Annotated in this window: 19 protein-coding genes, 1 tRNA gene, 1 pseudogene and 1 riboswitch; of the genes and pseudogenes, 7 read left to right on the top strand and 14 right to left on the bottom strand. The window is 54.0% G+C overall.

The genetic code is table 11. The features are described 5' to 3' along the window. Nucleotides 1–19: 19 nt before the first annotated feature. The 6 genes from MOY_RS12870 to MOY_RS12845 form a co-directional block, all read right to left on the bottom strand. A complete protein-coding gene (locus tag MOY_RS12870; RefSeq protein WP_009100427.1) occupies nt 20–1072 on the bottom strand; it encodes a proline racemase family protein in 1053 nt (350 codons plus the stop codon). After that, nucleotides 1069–2250, bottom strand: a complete 1182-nt coding sequence (locus MOY_RS12865) for an alcohol dehydrogenase catalytic domain-containing protein (protein ID WP_009100425.1) — start codon at nt 2248–2250, stop codon at nt 1069–1071. Before MOY_RS12865 ends, MOY_RS12870 begins: the two co-directional genes overlap by 4 nt. 135 nt (nt 2251–2385) lie before the next feature. Beyond that, nucleotides 2386–2964 (bottom strand): NnrU family protein, encoded by a 579-nt coding sequence (locus MOY_RS12860; protein ID WP_009100423.1) that lies wholly within the window; start codon nt 2962–2964, stop codon nt 2386–2388. 104 nt (nt 2965–3068) lie between these two features. Then, entirely contained in the window at nt 3069–4037 is a 969-nt protein-coding gene (locus MOY_RS12855) for a magnesium transporter CorA family protein (protein ID WP_035540709.1), read from the bottom strand. Nucleotides 4038–4061: 24 nt separating this feature from the next. Next, nucleotides 4062–5489 (bottom strand): diguanylate cyclase domain-containing protein, encoded by a 1428-nt coding sequence (locus MOY_RS12850; RefSeq protein ID WP_009100418.1) that lies wholly within the window; start codon nt 5487–5489, stop codon nt 4062–4064. An 83-nt stretch (nt 5490–5572) separates the two neighbouring features. Next, a riboswitch (TPP riboswitch) is annotated at nt 5573–5677 on the bottom strand. Between the two features lie 44 nt (nt 5678–5721). After that, nucleotides 5722–6324, bottom strand: coding sequence for a peroxidase-related enzyme (locus tag MOY_RS12845; protein ID WP_009100416.1), 603 nt, complete (start codon nt 6322–6324; stop codon nt 5722–5724). Between the two features lie 202 nt (nt 6325–6526). On the opposite strand from MOY_RS12845, the gene MOY_RS12840 reads away from it, so the two are divergent. Continuing rightward, entirely contained in the window at nt 6527–7219 is a 693-nt protein-coding gene (locus MOY_RS12840) for a hypothetical protein (RefSeq protein WP_009100413.1), read from the top strand. A gap of 93 nt (nt 7220–7312) precedes the next feature. Here MOY_RS12840 and MOY_RS12835 read toward each other — a convergent pair whose 3' ends face one another. Next, on the bottom strand, nt 7313–8809 hold the full coding sequence (locus MOY_RS12835) for a CoA-acylating methylmalonate-semialdehyde dehydrogenase (RefSeq protein ID WP_009100411.1): 1497 nt from the start codon (nt 8807–8809) through the stop codon (nt 7313–7315). Nucleotides 8810–9551: 742 nt separating this feature from the next. Between MOY_RS12835 and MOY_RS12830 the strand changes: the two are divergent. After that, nucleotides 9552–9995, top strand: a pseudogene (locus MOY_RS12830) (transglutaminase-like domain-containing protein); the annotation flags it as partial. Here MOY_RS12830 and MOY_RS12825 read toward each other — a convergent pair. From MOY_RS12825 to MOY_RS12815, 3 genes are read right to left on the bottom strand one after another with little or no spacing between them, the layout of a single operon-like run. Next, nucleotides 9992–11257 carry a TRAP transporter large permease gene (locus tag MOY_RS12825; protein ID WP_009100406.1) on the bottom strand — a complete coding sequence of 422 codons (1266 nt, stop codon included), beginning with the start codon at nt 11255–11257 and terminating at the stop codon, nt 9992–9994. The pseudogene MOY_RS12830 and the gene MOY_RS12825 sit on opposite strands and share 4 nt — an antisense overlap. Continuing rightward, the gene (locus tag MOY_RS12820; RefSeq protein WP_009100404.1) at nt 11254–11790 is read right to left on the bottom strand and encodes a TRAP transporter small permease; all 537 of its coding nucleotides are present in this window, start codon (nt 11788–11790) and stop codon (nt 11254–11256) included. The genes MOY_RS12825 and MOY_RS12820 overlap by 4 nt, the downstream gene beginning before the upstream one ends. Before the next feature lie 26 nt (nt 11791–11816). After that, a complete protein-coding gene (locus MOY_RS12815) occupies nt 11817–12803 on the bottom strand; it encodes a TRAP transporter substrate-binding protein (protein ID WP_009100402.1) in 987 nt (328 codons plus the stop codon). A 209-nt stretch (nt 12804–13012) separates the two neighbouring features. On the opposite strand from MOY_RS12815, the gene MOY_RS12810 reads away from it, so the two are divergent. Then, nucleotides 13013–13912 (top strand): universal stress protein, encoded by a 900-nt coding sequence (locus tag MOY_RS12810; RefSeq protein ID WP_009100400.1) that lies wholly within the window; start codon nt 13013–13015, stop codon nt 13910–13912. 33 nt (nt 13913–13945) lie between these two features. Here MOY_RS12810 and MOY_RS12805 read toward each other — a convergent pair whose 3' ends face one another. Beyond that, a complete protein-coding gene (locus tag MOY_RS12805) occupies nt 13946–14653 on the bottom strand; it encodes a DUF3581 family protein (RefSeq protein WP_009100398.1) in 708 nt (235 codons plus the stop codon). 107 nt (nt 14654–14760) lie between these two features. On the opposite strand from MOY_RS12805, the gene MOY_RS12800 reads away from it, so the two are divergent. Then, nucleotides 14761–17712 carry a hypothetical protein gene (locus MOY_RS12800; RefSeq protein ID WP_009100395.1) on the top strand — a complete coding sequence of 984 codons (2952 nt, stop codon included), beginning with the start codon at nt 14761–14763 and terminating at the stop codon, nt 17710–17712. A 37-nt stretch (nt 17713–17749) separates the two neighbouring features. Here the strand turns inward: MOY_RS12800 and MOY_RS12795 are convergent, their stop codons facing one another. Further along, entirely contained in the window at nt 17750–18463 is a 714-nt protein-coding gene (locus MOY_RS12795; protein WP_009100393.1) for a trimeric intracellular cation channel family protein, read from the bottom strand. Between the two features lie 113 nt (nt 18464–18576). Continuing rightward, complete coding sequence (copM, locus tag MOY_RS12790; RefSeq protein ID WP_009100391.1) at nt 18577–19011, bottom strand: CopM family metallochaperone; 435 nt, start codon at nt 19009–19011, stop codon at nt 18577–18579. Nucleotides 19012–19195: 184 nt separating this feature from the next. On the opposite strand from copM, the gene MOY_RS12785 reads away from it, so the two are divergent. The 3 genes from MOY_RS12785 (at nt 19196) to MOY_RS12775 (ending at nt 21114) form a co-directional block, all read left to right on the top strand. After that, complete coding sequence (locus tag MOY_RS12785; RefSeq protein WP_009100388.1) at nt 19196–19690, top strand: hypothetical protein; 495 nt, start codon at nt 19196–19198, stop codon at nt 19688–19690. A gap of 14 nt (nt 19691–19704) precedes the next feature. Beyond that, nucleotides 19705–20763, top strand: a complete 1059-nt coding sequence (locus MOY_RS12780) for an SPFH domain-containing protein (protein ID WP_035540729.1) — start codon at nt 19705–19707, stop codon at nt 20761–20763. A 150-nt stretch (nt 20764–20913) separates the two neighbouring features. Further along, nucleotides 20914–21114 carry a hypothetical protein gene (locus tag MOY_RS12775; protein ID WP_009100383.1) on the top strand — a complete coding sequence of 67 codons (201 nt, stop codon included), beginning with the start codon at nt 20914–20916 and terminating at the stop codon, nt 21112–21114. A 181-nt stretch (nt 21115–21295) separates the two neighbouring features. On the opposite strand, the gene MOY_RS12770 is transcribed toward MOY_RS12775, so the two are convergent. Then, nucleotides 21296–21372, bottom strand: a tRNA-Ile gene (locus MOY_RS12770). Nucleotides 21373–21471: the final 99 nt, after the last annotated feature.

The following is a 21471-nucleotide window of genomic DNA, read 5'->3' as shown; positions in this document are numbered from 1 at the left end:
GCAGCATTAAGCAACACGCTTATTGTGGCGGTTTATCGTGGCGGTCGCTCAAAATATGGTGCAGTTCGCCGCATGCCACCAGAGGGTCGTCGCAATTAATGACTATCTTTGATTCTGTCAGCACATAGCTGCGCCCCGTAATGGAGTTTTCCACCACTTGGTAAGCGCCCTCTTGGTGGGTACCGGTAAAAGTACCGATAAACCCGGTTTCTCGCAGCGACACCGTTTCGAGCTTATCACCTACCGTTAACCGTCCCTCATAGTTCATCAGCGCCAGCCGGGCTGACGTTCCGGTGCCTGTAGTGCTTCTACAAATAACCCCAGGGTGCACGTAGGTAGTAGAACGCGAGCGGATATAGCCTTCCGCCACTGGCTCTTCTGGCCCCATAAAGTGCAAAAATGGCAGCGGCCCTACATCCCCTAGGGTGTAATGGGAAAAGCCGCGCTGGGCTTTTATCGCCTCGACAATCTTATAGGCGCAAGCCGCTAGGGCCTGTTCTTCATCGCGTACTAGCTTGAATCCCAGGGCTTCGGCATCGACCAAGGCGTAAAAACCACCGCTATAGGCAATCGAGTAAGTGACAGGCCCAATACCCGGTACCTGAATGGTGTCACGGTAGGTATCGATATAGCTGGGCAGGCCTTCGCATGTCACCCACTCCACCACCCCATCTCGCACGCTGGCTTCAACTTGCACCAGCCCAGCGGGCGCTTCCAGCTTAAAACGCTGAATACCCTCTTGCTTGGGCACAATGCCCGTCTCCAGCACGGCCGTGGCGGTGCACAGGGTATTGGAGCCTGAATAAATGGGATAGCCCATTACTTCCATAATGATATAGCCCGCCACTGCATCAGGGTGGGAGGCAGGCACGAGCAGATCGACCGACATTTCAGGGATACCGTAAGGTTCTTCCAGCAACAAACGCCGCAAACCATCGGCGTCATCTCGCAGATACTCCATCTGCTCACGAACCGAGGCGCCGGGCAGCGTATCAATACCGCCGGTTACGATGCGGCTAACATCACCGCCCGCATGGGTATCTAGCAGGTCAATGGTATGAAGATGCTTCACAGGCGCGACTCCTGATCGGTGGGTAAAGCAAATCGTGCGCCGTGGGCAGCCCACTGAGCATCAGGCACGATGACAATTTTGCCAAGGTAGTTGCTACCGCGATTCACAAAGTAACGCTCGGCCATGTGAAGTTCAGAGAGTTTAAAAGCGGCGTGCAGTACGGGCTTTAAATCACCGCGGCGGATCCACTCGATCAGTTGCTCCGCCTCTTCACGAGTGCCATGGGAAACGCCAAATATCTGCACTTGGTAGAGGTAAATCCGCGTCCACATAATTTCGCTGATATTGCCGCCACTGGCCCCGGCGATAGAGAGCCGAGGATAAGTGCTCCGGCGCTGCATATCGACAATCATGGTATCGATAAACAGATCCGTCATGTCACCGCCTACTAAGTCCATCACGGCGTCAATAGGCTGCCCGTGGGTTGCGGCCAACACCCGCTCAACAAAGGTGGGTAAATCTCCACGGTCAATCACGGCTTCAGCACCTAGTGCTAAGAGCGCATCGGCTTTGTCTGGCTGGCTAACGGCGTAAGGTATTGCCCCAACAATCCGGCACAGCTGGATTAACGCCGTGCCGACCCCACCGCTGGCGCCACTGACCAACACACGCTCACCAGCACTGACGTTGGCAGAGGTCATCATGTGGTAGGCCGTTTGATAAGAGCACATGCCCATCGCAGCTAGCTCAGCATCGTGCAGCGCTGGATTAGTTACTTGATGGAACTGATCCGCCGGTACCGCAATGTACTCGGCATAGCCACCGTCGGCTCCGTGGCCATAGTAGTCAGGCGTCAGGTTAATCGTGCGGCGCTCATCGGCGTAGATATTAAAATCCAGCAGGCCTCGTTCCCCCCTGCGTGCGCTATCCACGCCTTCACCCACCGCGACGATTCGCCCAACAACGTCTGCACCTTGGATACGTGGAAAGGTAAGCGTCGGTGAGCCACCCATGGCAAAAGAGGTCACTTCCTCTTTTCCTTTGGTGGGGTAAAGCCCCTCGCGGGCCTTACGGTCGGTGTTATTTTTTGCCGTGGCCGTTACCCGCACCAGCACTTGGTTTGGCCCTGGCTGAGGCGTGGGCACATCTTGACGGTAGTGCAGTTTATCAACGTCGCCGTGACCCGTTAATAACATGGCGGACATCGTTTTAGGCACAGCGTAGTCGGCTTCATCCATGGGCTGGTTCCTTGTGAAAAACAGAGTTCATCTGCCTGACAACGTAGCAAATCTGTGAGGAGTCACAAGCCATTAAACACAACGGCGGCAGCGCTGAATGCGCTGCCGCCGTTAGCAAAACGCTGATTATTGCTATTAGCCAAACACTGGCACACCAATAAGCAGGGTATGCAAATAGAACGCAAACAGCACGTAAGCCACAACACCAATAACCACCGTGGCGATCGTTGCGGGCGTCGAAGTAACTACAACCGCTGGCGGGTTCATACGGTCGCGCTGCTTGGCCGCTTTAAACGCCAAAATAGCCCATACCAAGAAAGCGGCAAAAAAGATGATATCGCCCAGCCGACCGTTGACCAGCAAGTGGGCAAGCGCCCAAATCTTAACCGACAGCATCATCGGGTGGCCAAGTTTCGCTTTAATAGCATTGCGCGGCACATAAGCCGCTACCAGCATAATAAAGGCAGGCAGCATGAGTAGGGCTACTGCATGGCGTAACCCCACCGGTGGAAACCAGATATAGATGGGATCAAAACGCATTTGGCCAAAGCCATAAATAGCAATGGCAAGCCCCACCAGTGATACAGCCGAGTAGGCGAGCTTCCAGTTGGTTAGCCCTAGCTTGGCTACCTGCTGCTGGCGCCAGTTTTCCGCAAAAATACGCACAGAGTGGCTGCCCAGAAATATCAGCAGGCCTATTATCATAATGGTCATGGTGTTTGCTCCCAGGTGTATGCACGTCATTAGTCGACGCAGAGAATGCCACAGTCAGGCCTAAACCACATGGGAGGGGTTCAACTTTTCGCTCGCCAAACGGCCTAAAACCAATTTTTACGTTTGAAAAGCCAAAACAAACTTCCCCCAATCCCCGCCATGGCGCCCAACACAAAGAAGTACCCATACTGAAAGCCCAGCTCGGGCATGTACTCAAAGTTCATGCCGTAGATACCGGCAATAAACGTCAACGGTACAAAAATGGCTGTAATCACCGTCAATACCCGCATCGTAATATTAAGCTGATGCGACGAAATCGAAATATAGCCATTCACTAAATCGCCACAGATGTCGTAATACATCTGCGTGAGGGTATAAAGGCGCTCAAAACGCTCGGCTACATCATTGATCGCGTAGAGGGTATCATTATCATCTCGTGGCAGATGCGCGTAGTCGTAGGCGGTTAACTCCTGAGTAATACCTTTGTGATAGCTAAAAATACGACGCAGCTTCACTAACCGTGAACGGTAGGTGGTCAGTTTGCGCATTAAAACGTCGTTACCGTTCGCCAGCAGCTCATCCTCTAAGTCGCTTAGTTCACTCTCAAATTTAAGCAAGCTATCAATGTAAAAACCTGCCGAGGTATACATCACTCTTAATGCAACACGCTCGGGAGATTGCGCTAGCAACGTGCTGCCCTGTTCGTTAAAAAACCGATCAACACTAAGCGCTTTGCCTGGGTGCAGCGTCACCAAGAAGCGTGCACCAATAAAAAAACAGACCTGCTGAGGCACAAAGTTAAGCTGTGCATCAAAGGAGGAAATACCACGGTAGATAATCAGCGTATGGTGCTCAAACTCTTCAATTTTAGGTGGGTGCCGCTCTTTTTGTGCATCTTGGATAGCCATAGGGTGGCACTCTAAACGCTCAAGTAGACTCCGCTCTCGCTGACCTGACTCTCCTTGCATATCTATCCAGATATGGCTTCCCGGGGTTGCCTGCCACTGCTCAATTGAGTCTTCATCACCTTCATGCACAAGCCCGTCATGCGTGGTGAGCATACTGCGGATCATAATCGTCCCTGAGGTGGGTGCTGACTAAATATCGTTTGATATATCAACGGATTGGGCTAAGTGTAGCCGCCCTTTACCTGCATGTTTGGCTTCATACATAGCAACATCTGCACGCTTGAGCAGCTCTTTTGCCGTTTCGACGGCTTCCGGCATAAATAGCGCCACACCAACGCTGGTGCTAACGTTAAGCGTGACGCCAGCCACTATCAGCGGCTGCTCGATAGTACGTATCAATTTGTTCGTAAAGGTCACCAGGGCCCCGCTGTCGACCCCTTCTAGTAACAACACAAACTCGTCACCAGCCCAGCGCGCCACAAAGTCTGTTTCGCGCACCGATTGTTGCAACCTAAGGGCAATATCCCGCAGCAGCTCATCTCCCATGGCGTGCCCGTAGCGATCGTTTACCCCTTTAAAACCATCTAAATCCATAAACAGCACGGCCAGCGGTTTACGCGTGCGGCGCACCCTTGCCATGGCTTCTGGAAGCCGCTCATCTAGCGCGCGCCGATTGGGTAACGTGGTTAACGCATCTTCCCGGGCTTCCTGGTTGCGCAAACGCTCTAACTGCTGGCGCTCGGTGATATCATGAATGAACAAGCTGCGTCGCTCACGGCCATTCACTGCATAACTTTTTAGGCGAATTTCCACAGGAAGCCATCCGCCATCCCGCCGTTTGGCTTTTCCCATAATGGGGGATGTGGACGCGTGGGGCAGCCCTTCAGGAAACATTAGCGTGGTAATAGTGCGTGCCAGCGCCTCTTTACGCTGCCAGCCAAACATCACTTCAGCCGCATGATTCCAATCTAGAACACGGCCGATTTCATCAATACTTAGGTAGGCGTCGTAGGCTGTTTCAATCACCAGACTAAGCTCTCGAGTGCGTTGCTCAATCTGCTGCTCAAGGCTTAAATGCAGCGCCTTTAACGCACGCTGTGAGACTTCTTTGCTTTTTTGCTCAGCAATCAGTCGTTCACGTAGCTGGATCTCTCCTGCAACAATATCGGCAAGGTCTTGCATCGCTGCTTGCTCTGTCGCACTTAAGGAGCGCGGTTTGGTGTCCATAGCGCAGAGCGAACCTAAAACGTAGCCCTGGGAGCTTTTTAGGGGCAAGCCTGCATAAAAACGCACGCCGTCTGGCATTGTCACATAAGGGTTACTGGCAAACCGCTCGTCTATAAGAGCGTCCTTCACAATCAACGGAGCTGCTTGAATCACGGTGTAAGCGCAAAAAGCGACATCCCGTGGTGTTTCCGAAATATCTAAACCGATTTTAGACTTGAACCACTGTCGATCGGCGTCCACTAGGGTAACCGTTGCGATTGGCACGTTTAATAGATGGGTCACTAACCGAGTAATCCGGTCAAATACCGGCTCATTAGCCGTATCTAGCAGTGCCAACTCATTCAGCGCTGCTAGACGGGCATCTTCATTGAACGGTAGTGGATAGCTCATCGCTATAGAACCCATTTGGGGAAAGGCAATACGACACCATAAAGCGAAACAACGTTCACTGCTTGGCTCTCTGGCTACTCGTTAGGTAAGCCATGTCTCACTTCCTACGCCGGTACAATCCGGTTCAGGTTCCAGGGTCTGCCTATGACGCTCTCAGTCCTTCAATGAGGACGCCCCTGGCGACATATGTATGATGGCACTATCCTCGGCTAAATCAGCGGCTTAGTAAACCCTAAGAAGCATCAGAAACATTGTTCCGGGGAATACGGCCTATGGCATAAAATTCGGGGTTAGGCGGTGTGCCTGCCAAAGTGACCAGCCGATTGGACATGCTAAAGAAGGCGGCAATAGCGCCGATGTCCCAGCAGTCGTCAAGGGTGAAACCGACATTTGCTAAACGCTCTTGCCAGGCGCGCGAGAACTCGCCTAACTCAATGGAACTATACAGGGCAAAATCGAGCATCAAACGGTGACGCTCACTCAGGTCGGCCACATGATGATTAATCGCTACGTTATCTGCAAGTAGTGGATCTTTACTATAAATACGCACTAAGGCACCGTGGGCCACCACACAATAAAGGCAGCGGTTACGAGCGCTAGTGGCCACCACAATCATCTCTTTTTCAGCTTTTGTGAGCGTATCCGATGCTCGTTCCATTAACGCATCGTGATAGGCGAAGAAAGCGCGAAACTCATCCGGCCGATGGGCAAGCATTAAGAATACATTCGGCACAAACCCTGCTTTTTCCTGCACGTTTAAAATTGCACTGCGAATATCCTCGGGCAGCTCATCGAGGGATGCTGGTACGGCAAAGCGACTTATTGAAGCAGGCATAGTCTCACCTTTGTTGTTATGGTTAAAAATAGGGATGGGTTGTACAGTTAACGGAATGTAATAGGCCTAGTAATTCAGTAACAAAATACTATGCAAAGTGACTATTAATCTCAGGTTTCGCTCGCCATACTTTACGCTTACGAACACATCATAAAAAACCGTGCACAGCGCGCATAAAACGGCTCGCTAAAAGGGAAACGCCATGCAATACGCCGAAGCCAAAGAGCATACTCAGGGACGACTGCACGAGCTATTTGCTGAGCCATACCGTGCTTTTGAGAATGACGCCAATGAGCGGCAAATGCACATCCGTACGATGCTGTATGTGCTCCTAGCTCGTCCCATGAGCCGGGGTCAGGTAACACTACGCGTTATCCATGGTTGGGAGAACGGCGGTTTTGAACCCGCTGACTTACAGCACGTGGATTACGCGCTTCACTCTTTGGACGATTTTCGCGCTGCAGTTAGCGACTTTGACCAAGCAACCCGTCAAAATGCTCCGCTACCTGCCGACGACACGGCGATTCTTGCAACACCGCTGGCTGATGCCATTGCCGGCGCTGAAGCCGACGGCAAAACCCTAGCCGCGAACATCCGCGAAACCCCAGCACGCTGGCCCGCTTTTGTTGGCGGCTTAGCCCTTTATACCCTGTTTAAAATGTATCATCGCCTCGTTTACAGCGAAGACGACAACTACCGCTGTTCCCAGCTTGAAACCCCTAACGGGCTGCGTGAAATCCACGAGTTTCACCTTGAAGAGGGAGAGTTTGCGCTACTCGTCCCTTTACGCGAAGACTTTAAAGACGCCTCCACCCTTCTAGTGCTACATGAGAGCCAGCTAGGCCCCATCGAACAGCTCTTTGAAAAAAGCCTGCCGCTGTTTGATAATTTTTAAGCCAAGCGAGAACTAACCTCACGTGCCAACAAGCCCCGTTCAGACGGGGCTTGTTGCGTTTATTGCCTCTCGCGTCACTGGGTTGAGTCAGCGTTACAGCGAGATCGTACTATTGATACCGCTTGAGACATTTTCAGGCTCAAACCAGCGAGCGGTGACCGTTTTTGTCTGTGTCCAGAAGGCAATGGCCTGTTTACCGTTCGGCCCTAAATCTCCCAGCTTAGACCCCCGCGAGCCGGTAAAGCTGAAATAAGCTACCGGCACAGGAATGGGTACGTTAATCCCGATTTGGCCCACATCAATATCGGTCTCAAAACGCCGCGCTACCCAACCGGAGTTAGTGAAAATCGAGGTACCGTTGCCGTTGGGGTTAGCGTTAATAAACTCAATGGCTTCATCCAGCGTTTCCACACTCACCACACAGAGTACTGGCCCAAAGATCTCTTCCCGGTAGATGGTCATATCCGCCGTCACGTCGGCAAACAGTGTTGGCCCAACGAAGTTACCTTCAGCATACCCTTCCACTGTGAAGCCACGGCCATCCACTAACAGTTTGGCTCCCTCTTTTTCACCAGCGGCAATCAGGCGCTCTACGCGCTCTTTTGCCTGGGGCGAAACCAACGGGCCTAAATCCGCATCGCGCTGAGTGCCTGGCCCTACTTTCATATTGCGGGCACCCTCTTCAATATCCTTCACCCATTCGCGAGCTTCACCCACCAGCACAACCACGGAGTTAGCCATACAGCGCTGGCCTGCAGCACCAAAAGCTGAGCCTAACAGGCTATCAATAGCTTGGCTGCGGTTGGCATCCGGCATAACGACACAGTGGTTTTTGGCTCCCATCATGGCCTGCATGCGCTTACCTGCAGCAGCAGCACGGTTGTAGAGCAGTGAGCCTACGTGGGACGAACCGATAAATGAGAGCGCTTTGATATCCTGGTGATCGGCGATCTGGTTAGCCACATCAGGGCCGCCATGCACAACGTTCAGTACACCGGGGGGAACACCCGCCTCATGGGCAAGTTCTACCAAACGCATGGTGGAACTTGGGTCTTGTTCGGAAGGCTTTAGAACAAAGGTATTGCCGGTGGCGATTGCCAGCGGGAACATAAAACAGGGCAACATAATCGGGAAGTTGAATGCCGTAATACCGGCGCCAACACCAAGCGGCTGGTGCATAGTGTAAACGTCAACTTCATTGGCGGCATTTTCAGCAAGCTCGCCCAGCTGTAGCGAGGTAATCGAGCAGGCGTGCTCAACCACTTCAAGACCACGCCCTACTTCACCTTCAGCATCGGGCAATGTTTTGCCGTGCTCTTCGGTAATCAGCGCCGCCAGTTCAGCGGTGTTCTCACGAATCAGCGCCTGAAGCTTCAACATAATGCGCATACGTTTACCCAGCGGCACTTTACGCCACTCTTTAAACGCTGTTTTTGCGCTGGCAATGGCGCGCTCTACTTCTTCGGCGGTACAGAAAGGTACCCGGGCAACCACTTCTTGGGTGGCAGGGTTTACCACATCGCGCCAGTCCTGGCTTTCGGATACGACTTGCTGACCATCGATGTACATGGGTATTTCGCGTACGGACATAGCACTATTCCTCACGTTTATGTTTGTTATGGGTTCTAATTAGGAGCCTCTAGGGTATATCAGCAAGTTGACGTAAACGTCAACATCACCCTTAGTGCAGTAGCTATCTTTTTGGTCACGATAATTAGTCTTTCCCTAGCGGACATCCCCTCACTATGCTGACGTTACAGCCAAGTGCGGCTTTGTACGAAAATCCTTATCTGCTGTTTTTACCTATGCAAAAACAGCATAGGGGGAAATAATGGTCGGACGTTATGAGAATCTGATGACGACTGGGCACAGATTAAAGATATCGTGGCGCCCCCTCAAACCATGGGCAGCCCTATGCGGGATGACCGAAAATTGCTCAATGGTATCTTCTAGGCGCTGTGCTCGGGTGTCAGATGGCGTGGTTTACCCGAGCGATATGGTTCTTGGTCGAGGGGTTATGACTGGTTCCGCAAGCGGCGTGATGACGGCAGCTGTGAAACGGTATTTTCTCGCTTGCAGCTCAACGTGAAGATAGGCTTATGGTCCTAGACACGTGGATGATCGATGCCGCTTCCGTGCGAGCCACACGCTCTGCCGCTGGAGGCGGTAAAAACGGGAATCGAAAGAACCGCCAGACCACGCACTCGGCTGTAGCCACGGCAGTTTAACAACCAAAATTCTTTTGTTTTGTGATCGTCATGGCTGCCACTGGTGTTCACGCTACCTCCTGGTAAAGAGGCCGTATCTCGGCACTTCGTTGCGACATTAGAAAGCACTTAACCAACTGATCTACTCTACCTTTGAGTACGACCCTAGCATCACAACGCTCGCCACCCCATTAAGCGACGTGCTGGCTAACCGCCGCGGTGTCTGTCAGGACTTTGCCCATTTAGCCATTGGCGCCCTACGCTCCGTAGGCCTGACAGCGCGCTACGTTAGTGGCTATCTGGAAACCCAGCCACCGCCTGGCCAGCCACGTTTGATTGGCGCGGACGCCTCCCATGCGTGGCTTGCTGCCTGGATTCCTGACTGGGGCTGGCTAGCGCTAGACCCCACCAACGGTACTGAACCCGGTGAGCAGCACCCGGTGCTGGCCTGGGGGCGGGATTACGCCGACGTTGCGCCACTAAAAGGCGTCATGAACGGCGGCGGTGACCATCAGTTAGAGTTAGAGGTCGAGGTCGACGTGATGCCGCTTAATGACAGCGCGGCTTAACGCTGAATAAGCCCGGTCGTTAGCCAAGGCTGCCAGGCTAATAGCACTAGCGTGACGAGCGTTGCCAGCAGAAACGGCAGTAACGCTCGGAAGATTTTCAGCGGCGGCGCACCGGTCATGGAAGAGGCAATAAACAACCCCGCGCCAACGGGTGGGGTCAACAGCCCCATGACCAAGGTTAAACACACCACCACCCCAAACTGATACGGGCTAATGGCAAACTGGCTTTGGGCAATGGGCATTAAAATGGGCACGACTAGAATGAGCGCGGCGATGCCGTCGATGATCATTCCTACCAGCAGCAGCGCCCCAATCACCAGTAACAAGAATACAAAGGGGTCGCTGGTGAACGCGGCGATCCACGCCGCTGCCATTTGCGGCAGCCGTTCATAAACCACTACCCAACCAAACACCCCTGCGGCAGCAATCAGCATAATCACCAGCCCCGCATTAATCGCGGTTCGGATCAGCACCTCGGGTAGTTGTTTAAAGCGCAAATCCCCATACACAAAACGCCCCATCAATAACGCCGCAAGCGACGCCAGCGCAGCGGACTCCGTGGGGGTAGCAATACCCAGTAAGATCCCACCAATTATAATCACCGGAATAAGCAGCGCAGGCAGCCCCCATAGCGCATCGTGCAGCGCCTGACGGCGGCTAGGCCACTCACCTTTTGGGTACTGCTGAACAACCCCCACTAAAGCGATTACCACAAAAAAACTTGCGCCTAGAAGCAATCCTGGCAATAGCCCGGCAATAAACATTTCTGCAATGGGCACCTGGGCCATCACCCCGAAGAGCACAAACAGCATGGAAGGCGGAATAATCGGCGAGAGCAGCCCCCCAGCAGCAGTAATCGCCGCGCTGTAGGGCTTGTCATAGCCTTCTTGCTCCATGGCAGGCACCATCGCACGGGACATAATGGCAATTTGCGAAGCGGCCGAGCCAATAATCGCCGCCATCATCATATTGGCTACCAGGTTAATGTAGGCAAGCCCGCCACGAAAACCACCCACCAAAATACGCGCCAGCGCAATCAGGCGCTTGGTCAGCCCGCCTTCATTCATCAGTTCTCCCGCCAGCATAAACAGCGGAATCGCTAGCAGGCCGTAGCTTTCAACGGCACTAAATAGCTGTTGCGGGTAGGAATCAAACAGCACCGTATTGTTGGAGGCCTGGATATACCACATAGCCGTCAGAGCCAGCACCAAGGCAATAGGCACGGCCCCCAGCAACAGCAGCAAAAAAACGATAATGGTCATACGCGGGCCTTAAGGGGCAAAAGTGACTGCCCTAGATTGGCGAGACTATGCAGGCTAAGCGAGAGAGCAAACCATGGCACAATCAGCCATACCCAGAATTTTTTAATGCCAATCGTCGAAGTATTCTCAGCGTAAATAAAGTTGAAGGTTTGACCCTGAAATGCGCGGGTATCAAACCCAGCCTGAGCAAGCGCAAGCGGCTGAAACCAGCGCCAGCATAGCCACACCAGCAACACAGCAAACAGCAGCACCATCACATCAACCCAAAGCACTATTAGCTTCCGGCCTACGGGGGGCAGCAAGTCACTCAACAGTGTTACCGCGATACCTTGGCGGCGCTTAAGCACTGCCCCGGCAATCAGAAAGGTCATCCAGATCATGGCATAAATCGCCAGCTCGCTTACCCAATAAATCGGGTTTCCCAGGGCGCGAAACGCAATATTGATGAGTATCAAACACGTTACCGCCGCTGCTAACGCAGCGGCGGTAATCTCTTCACATCGGGCAAGCCCTAAAGAAAAGCGTTGCAGCATGGTGGTTAAAGGCCCTTGATAGAGTGCTACTCGTCACGCAGCCGGTCAGCTTCCTCACGCAAAGTTTCTAACATCGGCGCTTTGGGGCCCCACACCTCTTCCCACTCGGCAATCGCCTCAGAGAAGAATTCGGCATCGGCATCGACAATATTAATATCCAGCGCGCGGATCTCTTCTTCCTGGGCCGCGTCCATCTCTTCAAAACCGACCAGCACGTTCTCTAGATGCTCGGCCATGGCGGTTTCAATCAACTCGCGGTCCTCTTCGGACAACTCACGCCATACACGACCCGACACCACGCCCACCATGGGGAACATCATGTGGTTTGAGATCAGCAGGTTTTCCGCCTGCTCGTAAAACTTCAGGATTAAGATCGAATCGAAGTCCATATCAATCGCGTCTACCTGACCATTCGCCAAGGCATCGTAGACCTCTAACAGTGGCATGGGTGCAGGCGCCGCGCCTACGGCGTTATAAAAGTCGCGAATCGGATCAAAAGGGGTAATCCGCAGACGCTGACCACGCAGGTCTTCAGCACGCTCGATGGGGCTGCGGCTAAGCACTTGGCGCATACCGACCATGCCGTAGCCCATGCCCATTAACCCAACACCCTCCGGCATTAACCCCAGGAGTTCGCCTGTAGCGTCTGAACGCAGCAGCCGCGCCGCGTGGTTTACATCATCAACCAGATAGGGGGCGTAAAGCGCGCCAAAATCAGGAATACGGTTAGAAATCTCGGCAATGGTCAAGAAGGCCATATCCAGCGCGCCGGTTTGCAGCTGCTGCACCATTTGTGCCTCGTTGCCCAACTGCTGGGCGGGATAAACGCTAACGCTGTGTTCACCGCCAGAGCGCTCGTTAAGCGTTTCGGCAAAGGCTTCTGCTTCAGTAGACCAAAGGTGCTGGGCGGGGGTAATCAAGCCTAAGCGAAAGTCACGCGCCTGAGCACTAAAGGAAGCGGCGGCTAAAGTGGCCGCAGCACAGGCAAGCGTTAGCGTTTTCATTCGGTTCATGCAAAGCCTCATTGAGTCCAGCGCAAGGTGCCTGAGCACCCTGTCATTATAATGGTATCGCTGAGAATACCGCAGTGGCGGCGTTGATGGCACCTGCTAGCGTTAACGGGCTTGCAAATCTTTACCGCGCTTAACGCTGATATTAAAACGCGGCTGCGCTAGGCTATCGACTATAACGATTACGCTCTTAACCACAAGGAGCTATAAACATGAGCGAACGCGTATCCATTGTGATGGTGCCGGTCGATAGTTCGGAAGAAGCCACAGCGGCCACCCATCACGCCGCCCTGCTAGCCAGCCTGTTAGATGCAACATTGCAGCTGGTGCATGTGCTGCCGCTCAAGCCTGCCGAGCTAAGCGACGTGCCCAGCAACCGCAATATCAGCGACGACCACGACCGCGCCCAGCAGGATGCAAAAGCCAGCGATGCATTTCAAGCCGCCCGCCACCAGTTGGCGGCACTGTCTTTTACCCAGGCATTGACCGTAGAAGAGACGCGCTTACACGATGATGGTTTTGTGAGCCACCCGGAACGCGTCATTGTGGAGCACGCCCGTCAGCATCAAAAGACCTTGCTCGTGATGGGCGCTCGTCACTTGAGTGAAGTGGGCAAATGGCTAAAAGGGAGCGTGAGTAATGCAGTGGTTCACCGCGCCCGAGGGCCGGTCACGGTCATCCATGCCGATGCTGGCATTCTAGAATCCACGCGGATTGGACGCATTTTACTACCGGTAGATGGCTCGTCCCACAGCGATGTGGCAGCGCAATTAGCAGGCGACCTGGCACGCAGCGGTCATATCCGCGTTGAGATGCTGTTTTGCCAACCCCCAGGGTCACAGCCCTTACTGGACAGCGGTGAGCGCGAAGAGCAACGAATTTTTCGCAGCACCCGTGAGGCCCTGGGCGAGGTACCAGCAGGCGTGACCGAGCAGCTTATACAGGCTGAGCACTGCGCGGAAGCCATTATTCAGCATGCTAAACAGTGCCCCGACAGCCCCGTGATCATAATGGGCCGACGGGGCTTGGGGTATCTTCAGGAGTCGCTATTAGGCAGCGTGAGCCAAAAAGTCATTGAGCTTGCTCCCTGCCCCGTCACGGTAGTGGCCTAGCCACCCACTGTTTAACAGCGCGCTTAACAACGTTTAGGCGGCTTCGTAGGCCGCCTTTAAACGATAAAATTCGTCCACGATAGCGGACATTTCAGCCGCATCGTAGTCGCACAGCCCGCTAACAACCAGTTTTTTGGAGCCAACACCCACGGCCTCACCCGCCGATTCGATGGAAAACTCCAGCAGCGCATCGGCGCGCTTGCCCTGCACATCTAAGGATGAGCGGGTTAACGCTAGGTCTGGCGCAAAACCGTCTAAGCGCTCTAAGCAAAACCCCATGCTGTCGTAGATAACCAAGGGGCGTTTAGGGTTAAACATCACCCCATGCTGTTCCATCAATGGCTTCAAATAGTGCGGGAAGTTTTTACCTGAAAACGCCACATAGCAGCGAGCAAACGCTTCAACCGCCGCCTTATCCTGGGTAACATCACCGCGACGCACTACTTGGAGATAGCACTTGCCGCTCTCGTCCACGACGTGAATATCGCCATTTTCTACTTCATTAAACATCAGCGGTGTATCGGCACCCACCATATTGGTGAAGCGAAATTCCATTTGTCGCGACAACCCAAACTTCACCAGCACCAGCGTAAACAGCAGGTCACCGGGTACGCAGAAACGCCGCGCATCCGGGTTATGAATCGGGTTGTAATCGCCGGCCACGCCTTTAGCGAAACGGCTGGCCTGCTCAGCAGAGATCACTACATACTCTCCGCGCTGCGCGTAAAAATCCTTGAACATGGCTTTGCTGCCTGCCTAGCGTTGAAATCGAAAACCCATAACTGCCCCACGACGCGCATAATGCCATAAAACATGCGCCAACAGGAGTCATCTGCTAGGAAGCCCGTATGACGAACAGTAAACATGCGCCGCGCCGCCTGCCGCGCCTGCTACTTATCGCCCTGCTAAGCGCCCTGTTGGTCGCCTTAACATGGCTAATAGGCAGTACATGGCTGCTTAATAGCCAGTGGCTACCCCAGCGCATCTCACAGATTGACGGTGTGGAAATCCGCTGGACAGATGCCACTAGCCTTCACCCTGGGCGCTGGGAGGTGGAAAATCTCTACCTAGCACGGAATGACAGCGCGCTCCCCATTACAGTGGAAGCACAGCAGGCGACGCTTTCCCTCTCTCTGCTGGCGCTGCTGCGTGGCGAGCTACATATTCAAGCGCTGGATGCACAGGGCATTCGCCGCCTGACCGTGGGCGATATCGCCCTGGAAGCCGAAGGCCAGCTGCAGGTAAGTAATACCCAATTAAGCCGCGACGCCCTCGCCGTGCCCAACGCATCGTTGGATATCACCCAAGGGCGCTTGCTGCGCCTAAGCGACCAAGCAACGCTGGTGCGTGACATTCATCTTCAGGCAGATGCCACCCTTGAGCCGGTTGTCACTACGCAACAATCCCGAGATGAACTAACGGCTGCGCTGCTGAGCGCCCTTTCGGCAGAGCTTTCCATTAATGCCCAAGCAGACGCTTGGGACGTGTTCATGCCCTATTTAGAAGCGCTGCCTTGGCTAACCCTGAACGGCCGCGGCGCCCTAGCAGGCGAGCTTAGTCTTGCGAATGGTGAATTCCTGCCCGGCAGCCACCTAACACTGGACGCCCCCGCCCTGCATTTAACCTTTGACGAGCAGCGCCTGCGGCCCCCTGAAGAGGATACCCGCCGCTGGCTAATTGCCGACGCCCCCCCGCCACGTCATACGGCCAGCGGTGAAGGACGGGTAAACCTATCCGTAGACGCTGATCAGCTGCATTTTTCAACACAGCTAAACGAGGTCGTACTCGCCGACACCCACCCATACGCTGTCGACACCCAGCTACGTTTAGCCACCCGCGTGCCCAACCAGCGTCTCGACCAGCTAGACCTTCCCACCGGGGTAAGCATGGATCTACAGGGTAACGTCACCCGTTTGGATATGCTGGACCGCTACCTGGCACACACCTTTGATGGCCAAGGAATACAGCTCTCTGGGAGCGGCCACATTGAGGCTAGCGCCACCCTGCGCGATGCGCGGCCTTACCAGGCTTCACTTCAGGTTCAAGCCCCGGCGCTTGGTGCTGAGCTGCTTGATTTTTCCGCCCAGGGCGATGGCTCGCTAACAGCAGTGCTCTCCCCCGATGAATCCCTTACTGCCACGCTCGAACTCAGCGATGCCACGCTCAGCCACCGCCAACAAACCCTGTTGGCAGATGCCGACATCACGCTGGAAGCACGTAGCCCAATTGACCCGGAACACGCGCAAGAGCAAGCTTCTGGCCAACTACATTGGGAGGACGCGCGCCTACCCGATATCAGCGTACTGCAACACTACCTAGATTCCGTGTTGCCTAGCCCTGCACCGCTTCAACTACTTAGCGGCCAAGCGGCTAGCCATGGCGCGCTTGCCTTTACGACGGCCGAGTTAAACGGAGAGATTCACCTAGCAGGCGAGCAGTTAACCACCCAATGGCAGCACGATGAGCGTTCCGGCACGCTTGAAAGCGATGCTCAACTTAGCCTAGTGATCCGTAGGGCAACCACAGAGGGCACCGCGCTGGATATCAGCGGGTCGCGCCTAAGCTGGCAAATAGCCGATGCCCAAGCCCCCAGCGAGCGCTTAGAAAGCACGCTTGTGCTACGTGAAGGGCGTTTTCAGAACCGCGACACCCTTAGCGGTCAGTTTGCGTTAGAAGGCAGCGTACAGCGGCTAGGCTTTTTAAATGCATTTCTTCCCGACGCCCACGGCCTAGCCCTTTCCGGAGACGGGCAGCTATTTGCCCAAGGGGCGTTTCGCGATAACCGCCTACAGGCCCCCACTCGCCTACGGGTGAATGCCAACCAGCTTGAAGTCGCATTTTTAGACTACCTCGCCACCGGACGAGGTGAGTTAACGGCGCAGCTCGACACGGCCGAGCAGGCGCAGCTTTCGCTCGGCATCCCACGCTTTTCACTTCGCCGCCAAGACGACGAGCGCCCCCACCTGGAGGGCCGGCATTTTGCGCTGACCACCCAAACCGAGCGTTTTAGTGAGGTACTAGCGTCCCCTGAACCCCGTTATTTCACTACCCGCATCGCCCTACCTATTACCGATGTCCCCGACTTCACCCGCTATAACCACTACCTGCCTGAAGATGCGGGGATCGAACTACTCGGGGGCCAAGCCAGCCTCTCCAGCGAGTGGTTATTAGAGGGGTTGACTGCCCAGGGAGAGATCAACCTGCGCGCCTTTGGTGCAGAGTTGACGCTGCTCGATCAACAGCTGCGGGGCGATGTGACATTACGTTTACAGCTCACCGAGGGCGACCTTGAAACGCGACGCTTTACCGCCAATGACTCGTTTTTACGCTTGGAAAACGTATTCCGGCAAAGCAAGGCAGGTACGCAGGATGCAGGCTGGTGGGTGCAGCTCGCCATGGACGAAGCGCAGCTTGAGTGGGATGACCCGATTCGATTAACCAGCCAGCTGCGCCTAAGCATGCGCGATTCCGGCCTGTTGGCCAGGCTATTTCTAGCCCGCGCCCGAGAAAGTGACTGGCTAGGCCGGTTGTTAAACGTGCGCCATATTGATGGCACCGCGCAGCTACGCATTAACGGTGAGCAGATTAGCCTACAGGATGTAACGCTCACCGGCGGCCCGCTGCTACTGCTTTCAGATGTGGTATTGGCAGATAAAAGCGCTAATGGCGCACTGTATGCACAGTTGGGGTCAGTCGGCGTTGGCGTCGAATTGGTCGATAGCGAACCCACCCTGCGCATACTGCAGCCAAGGCGCTGGTTTGAGCGCTGGCGGGAAGCGCAGCGCTTTCCCAGGCCCTGAGGGATCAGAGCCTGGGGTAATCTTGAACTACCAACAACTAGCGGCGGGTGCGCTCTCGACGAATAATACGCACCCGCTCTTTGGCTTTTTCGGGGGTGGAGAGTGGCGTGGTGGCATCGGTGGTTTTCGGCGGCAGCGTCACCCAGGCAAATACAGGCAGCGCTAAGTGCCAATGAATGGCGGCTAACCGCAGCCCTAACGTCACCATTAGGGAAGCTGCAATGGTGGCCGTGAGCGGCGCACCAAGCGTATGCAGTGTCACATAGACAACCCCACCCGCCAAAGCGGCGGTGGCATAAATCTCCTCCCGCAGCACCATAGGCACCCGCTGTGCCAGTACATCACGAATCATGCCGCCTGCTACGCCGGTCATCATTCCCATTAGCACCGCCACAACGCCGGGCGACCCCAACAGCAGCGCTTTATGCGTACCTATAACGGTAAACAGCGCCAGCCCAAAGGCATCCGCCACGGGTAAAAAGCCCCGGGACAGGCGGTGGATATAGTGAAACCCAACAAGCGAGACCCCCACCGTGGCTAAGATAACCCACAGGTAGGTAGGGTCTGTCACCCAGAACACTGGCCGCACGCCAAGCACTAAATCACGCAGGGTGCCGCCACCAATACCGGTTACCGCGGCTAACACCAGCATGCCGAACGGATCCATCCGCGAACGACACGCTAAGATTACCCCGGAAAGGGCAAACACAATCACCCCCGCCATATCCAACCAGTAAATAACACCCGACACGCGGCTCTCCTTTATCACCCTCGTTAGAGGGAAAATAGTTAAGCCGGAAGGATAGCACCCTCTTTAGCGTCTTTGTGGGTAGTTGGTGATGGCGGCAGGCGTTTAGGCGCGGCTTAGTGGCCCTGTTGCTCTAACCATTCGCGCAAGAAAGCGATTTCACTCTCTTGGGCATCAATAATTTCTTCAGCCAATTGACGGATCTCCTCGTCCTCGCCGTACTCAAGAACGATTTCCGCCATGGCAATGGCGCCTTCATGGTGAGGAATCATGCCTTTGGCAAAATCCACATCCGGGTCGCCAGTAAATGACATCGACATATCTTCATGCATGCGATCATTGGCGGCTTTGTACGCCGCTACCGCCGGATTGTCGCCGTGGTCTTGGTCACTGCTACCGTGTTGCCCGTGGTCTTCATGGCCATTATCAGCGTTGTGGTGGTGGGCATAGGCCGCGGGAGCAACCAACAACCCCGCTACTGCGCATACGCCTGCCGCCATTTTCCAGCGATTTTGTAACAGTTCAGCCATTTTGGAACGATTAAGCATCATAGCAACTCTCCTGTAGGGAATAGCCTTTAGGGAATAGCCTATAGGCAATGGGTAACGCTTAGAGAAGCCAAAATAGTTATTGACCACAAATAAAGTGTAAAACCTACAGGCAGCCCACAGGTCAAGATGCGCTGAGTGCGTTACCCTGGAGATAGCATCATTCATCAAAGGCATAGGAGCACGCATGGACTGGAACCCTGCTTATAGCTGGTTAGTTGTCGCCCTGCTGTTGAGCTTAGCCGAGCTCAGCTCTGGGGCTATGGTGCTACTCGCACTGGGCATCGCGGCAGCGTTCACCGCCGCCGTTGCGGCACTTGGTTTCACGCTGCCTTGGCAGTTGATCAGCATGGCTGTTTTTGCAGGTGTGTTGGTACCCCTTGGTGTGATGGTGATTCGCCCACGTTTTTCACCCAAGGGTGTGGCTTACGGCACTACCGGTACCGGCGTTGAAAAAGGCAGCCTCTACAGAACGCAACGACGCGATTTTGATAACGCCACGGGCATCAAAGTAAACGGTGATTTTTACCGCTTACGCGTCGTAGAAAGCGGTGAAACAGAACTGTCGCCCGACACCCTAGTGGTGTTCAAACGCTTTGAAGGCACTACCGCCTTAGTTATGCTGCCACAGCCAGAAGACCTAACTCGTCAGGATGATCTTTCCCAACGCAAGGAGCCATAAGCATGAATGACCTCATGGATTTACCCATTAGCCCAGGTTTACTGATTAGCCTGATTATTGTCGTGATCGCAATCGTGATCATTTCTAAAGGGCTGGTGATTATTCGCCAATCCGAAGTGATGGTCGTGGAACGGCTCGGCTCGTTTCACCGCGTGCTGGAAAGCGGTATCAATATTATCATTCCCTTTATTGAACAGCCCCGTGCGATCACCATGATTCGCTATCGCAAAATGGGTGAGGATTACCAGCCCATTATGACCGATGAGTTCCGTATCGACCGCCGTGAAACGGTGATGGATTTCCCCGGCCAGCCAGTGGTGACTACCGATAACGTAACGGTACGGATCAACGGTGCCCTTTACTATCAAATCATCGACCCTAAGCGAGCCGTGTATGAAGTCGAAAACATGAGCCAAGCGGTAGAAGTACTCGCCAAAACCACGCTGCGCTCGGTGGTAGGTAAAATGGAGCTGGATAAATTGTTTGAATCCCGCGCCGAAGTTAATAACGAGATTCAAGCGGCCATGGAAGAGCCCGCATCTAAGTGGGGCGTTAAAATTTCCCGGGTAGAGGTACAGGATATTGCCATGCCCGACGAGGTGGAGTCGGCCATGCGCCTACAGATGGCCGCCGAACGCAAGCGCCGCGCCACAGTAACCGAAGCCGAAGGTGAAAAATCAGCCGCCATTGCTATGGCTCAGGGCCAACGTGAATCCTCTATCCTTAACGCCCAGGGCGACAAAGAGTCGGCCATTCTGCGCGCCCAAGGTGAGCAAGAATCCATCAAACTGGTACTCAACGCCATTGGCGACAGCGAAGAGAACAAGCGCACCGTTGTGGGGTACCTATTGGGGCAAAGCTACATCAAAGGCTTACCCAATATGGCGAAAAACGGCGAACGCGTGTTTGTGCCTTACGAATCATCAGCGCTTCTTGGTTCAATGGGTATGTTCCGCGAAATGGCAGGTTCACCTGAAGATACCGTTGCCAACCACCTTAAAAACCGCTCCAGTAACCCAAGCGACGGCGGCTTTCGCAGCGGCATCGTAGGCGGTGCCGCTGGCGGTAATTAGAAGTTGAATTAATACCTAAACGAAACGCTTAAACCGGGCCAACAGTGCCCGGTTTCTTATTTAGCTTTTTTTAGACTGGCCAACAGCTCGCTCACCATCAGTTGTTATGCGCTACGCTAGATGGAGAGACACTATTAACAGGAGAGACAAATGAACAAGGACGTCATCAGCGCCATTCGTAAAAAAGAGCAGCTACCCGATAGCATGACCGACAATGAAATAGCCCGGGAATATAAAGGAACTTATACCGCCGCCAGAGCAGCTATTAGCTTAGAGCACAAACCCCTTGATCAAGTTATCAATGACGCCATGGCCAAAATTTTTCCCTTTATGCGTAATAAAAAGAAGTGAGGTTTAGCGTTTAAACCCGCTAAAAGAAAGTATTTCAGCAACGCTTCACAGATACGTGTTGAACTAAAGCGGGTAGCTAATCAAGCAGATAGTTTGTGATGGATGGCTTCAGTATTTAGGGAAAGGTCAACTGCAGACCAAGGGACTAATAATCCCCTGCCATGAGGAAACGTCATAGAAATGGTGGGCCCAGTAGGACTTGAACCTACGACCAAGGGATTATGAGTCCCCTGCTCTAACCAACTGAGCTATAGGCCCGAAAAGCGTGCATATAATAGCGAATGTAAGGGGGCTAGGCTACCCCCTAGCGGCGCTATCTTGTGGTGATAGCGGCACTTTTTTGTTGCACTTATTTCA

This window comes from Halomonas sp. GFAJ-1 (assembly GCF_000236625.2).
Classification (GTDB): Bacteria; Pseudomonadota; Gammaproteobacteria; order Pseudomonadales; family Halomonadaceae; genus Vreelandella.
This window is presented reverse-complemented; position numbering and strand designations above follow the sequence as displayed.

Excerpts from the sequence above, each read along its gene's own strand:
- MOY_RS12845 (WP_009100416.1), bottom strand. The coding sequence starts at position 6,324 with ATGCCTGCTTCAATAAGTCGCTTTGCCGTACCAGCATCCCTCGATGAG.
- MOY_RS12800 (WP_009100395.1), top strand. The coding sequence starts at position 14,761 with ATGACGAACAGTAAACATGCGCCGCGCCGCCTGCCGCGCCTGCTACTT.
- MOY_RS12860 (WP_009100423.1), bottom strand. The coding sequence starts at position 2,964 with ATGACCATTATGATAATAGGCCTGCTGATATTTCTGGGCAGCCACTCT.
- MOY_RS12820 (WP_009100404.1), bottom strand. The coding sequence starts at position 11,790 with ATGCTGCAACGCTTTTCTTTAGGGCTTGCCCGATGTGAAGAGATTACC.
- MOY_RS12840 (WP_009100413.1), top strand. The coding sequence starts at position 6,527 with ATGCAATACGCCGAAGCCAAAGAGCATACTCAGGGACGACTGCACGAG.
- MOY_RS12785 (WP_009100388.1), top strand. The coding sequence starts at position 19,196 with ATGGACTGGAACCCTGCTTATAGCTGGTTAGTTGTCGCCCTGCTGTTG.
- MOY_RS12825 (WP_009100406.1), bottom strand. The coding sequence starts at position 11,257 with ATGACCATTATCGTTTTTTTGCTGCTGTTGCTGGGGGCCGTGCCTATT.
- MOY_RS12775 (WP_009100383.1), top strand. The coding sequence starts at position 20,914 with ATGAACAAGGACGTCATCAGCGCCATTCGTAAAAAAGAGCAGCTACCC.
- MOY_RS12810 (WP_009100400.1), top strand. The coding sequence starts at position 13,013 with ATGAGCGAACGCGTATCCATTGTGATGGTGCCGGTCGATAGTTCGGAA.
- MOY_RS12850 (WP_009100418.1), bottom strand. The coding sequence starts at position 5,489 with ATGAGCTATCCACTACCGTTCAATGAAGATGCCCGTCTAGCAGCGCTG.
- MOY_RS12835 (WP_009100411.1), bottom strand. The coding sequence starts at position 8,809 with ATGTCCGTACGCGAAATACCCATGTACATCGATGGTCAGCAAGTCGTA.
- MOY_RS12815 (WP_009100402.1), bottom strand. The coding sequence starts at position 12,803 with ATGAACCGAATGAAAACGCTAACGCTTGCCTGTGCTGCGGCCACTTTA.
- copM (WP_009100391.1), bottom strand. The coding sequence starts at position 19,011 with ATGATGCTTAATCGTTCCAAAATGGCTGAACTGTTACAAAATCGCTGG.
- MOY_RS12865 (WP_009100425.1), bottom strand. The coding sequence starts at position 2,250 with ATGGATGAAGCCGACTACGCTGTGCCTAAAACGATGTCCGCCATGTTA.
- MOY_RS12780 (WP_035540729.1), top strand. The coding sequence starts at position 19,705 with ATGGATTTACCCATTAGCCCAGGTTTACTGATTAGCCTGATTATTGTC.
- MOY_RS12855 (WP_035540709.1), bottom strand. The coding sequence starts at position 4,037 with ATGATCCGCAGTATGCTCACCACGCATGACGGGCTTGTGCATGAAGGT.
- MOY_RS12805 (WP_009100398.1), bottom strand. The coding sequence starts at position 14,653 with ATGTTCAAGGATTTTTACGCGCAGCGCGGAGAGTATGTAGTGATCTCT.